A 1,421-nucleotide genomic window follows, 5' to 3' on the forward strand; every position below is an offset into this window, starting at 1 on the left:
TTAGCGGGGACGGCTGGCGGTCAAGAATGCGGGTCTTGGGCGTGTCGTGCGCGAATGGGTAGCGGAGCTCCGGTAGAAGAGGGCGTCCTCCAAGACATCCTCGACCCAGGAGCTCCGCTGACTACCGATTCTGTCATCACACGTGTCGTCACCGTCGCGGGAGGCCGGTTCGCCCCGGGTCATCTCGGGGAGCTGACCCGAATCGTGGGCTTCGACATGGTCGACGCCGCATTGGCCGAGACCGGCAAGGTCCAGGCCCGGGTACGTGATCTGCCCTCGCGGGTGGTGGTCTACCTGCTGCTGGCCGCCGGGCTGTTCGCCGAGGTGGGGTTCGGGCAGGTGTGGCAGCGGATGATCGCCGGACTCGACGGGCTCGCGGTGGCCACCCCGACCGCCGGAGCGCTGGCCCAGGCCCGACGCCGGATCGGCCCGGCACCGTTGCGTGCCCTGTTCGACCTGCTCCGTGGCCCGGCCGCCGGCCTGGCCACGAAGGGCGTGTACTGGCGGGGGCTACTGGTCACGGCCATCGACGGCACCATGATGTGCTGCCCGGACACCGTGGCGAATTTGCAGGTCTACCACCGGGGCGGCGGGTTTCACGGCGGCACCGGGTATCCGATGGTGCGCCTTCTCGCTCTGGTGGCGTGCGGCACCCGCACCGTGATCGACGCGACGTTCGGTGCCAGCAGCGTCGGGGAGACCACCTACACCCTCGACCTACTCCGGGGGATGCGCCGCGGGATGATCGTGCTGGCCGACCGCAACTTCGCCTCGCAGGCGTTGCTCGCCGCGGTCCGCGACACCGGTGCGCACCTGCTGGTCCGGGTCAAGAACAGCCGCAACCTCCCGGTCTGCGCCCGCCTGCCCGACGGCTCCTACCTGTCCCGGATGGGCCCGGTCGAGGTCCGTGTCCTGTGCTGCGAGATCACCATCACAACCAGCACGGGAGCTCGCAGCGAGACCTACAAGCTGGTGACCACCCTCCTCGATCCCGACTGTCCCGCAACCGAAATCGTCCGCCTCTACCACGATCGGTGGGAGATCGAGACCGCGTTCCTGGAGCTGAAATCGACGATCCTCGGTGGCCGGGTGCTGCGTGCCCGCACCCCACGCGGGGTCGAGCAGGAGATCTACGCGCTGCTCGTCACCTACCAGGCGTTGCGCGTCGCGATCACCGACGCCACCCTCGGGTGCCCCGACGTCGATCCCGACCGTGCCAGCTTCACCATCGCCCTCAACGCGGCCCGCGACCAACTCATTCACGCCGCGGGTGTCATCGAAACCACCGTCGTCGACCTCGTCGGCATCATCGGCGAACGCGTCCTCGACCACCTGATGCCCGCCCGACGATCACGAACCAACCCCCGCGTGGTCAAACGAGCGATCTCCAAGTTCGTCGCCAGCACTGCCCGCGGCCGCAC

The 1,421-nt window shown here is 68.8% G+C and carries 1 protein-coding gene; it reads left to right on the top strand.

Going from position 1 to position 1,421, the window contains the following annotated elements; all coding sequences use genetic code 11:
• Window positions 1-54: 54 nt before the first annotated feature.
• Window positions 55-1,421: IS4 family transposase (locus ACFWAY_RS53780; protein WP_378516541.1), on the top strand; the 1,367-nt coding region annotated here is incomplete at its 3' end.

The sequence above is a fragment of the Rhodococcus sp. NPDC059968 genome (genome assembly GCF_042738615.1).
In the GTDB taxonomy this organism is placed as follows: Bacteria; Actinomycetota; Actinomycetes; order Mycobacteriales; family Mycobacteriaceae; genus Rhodococcus_F.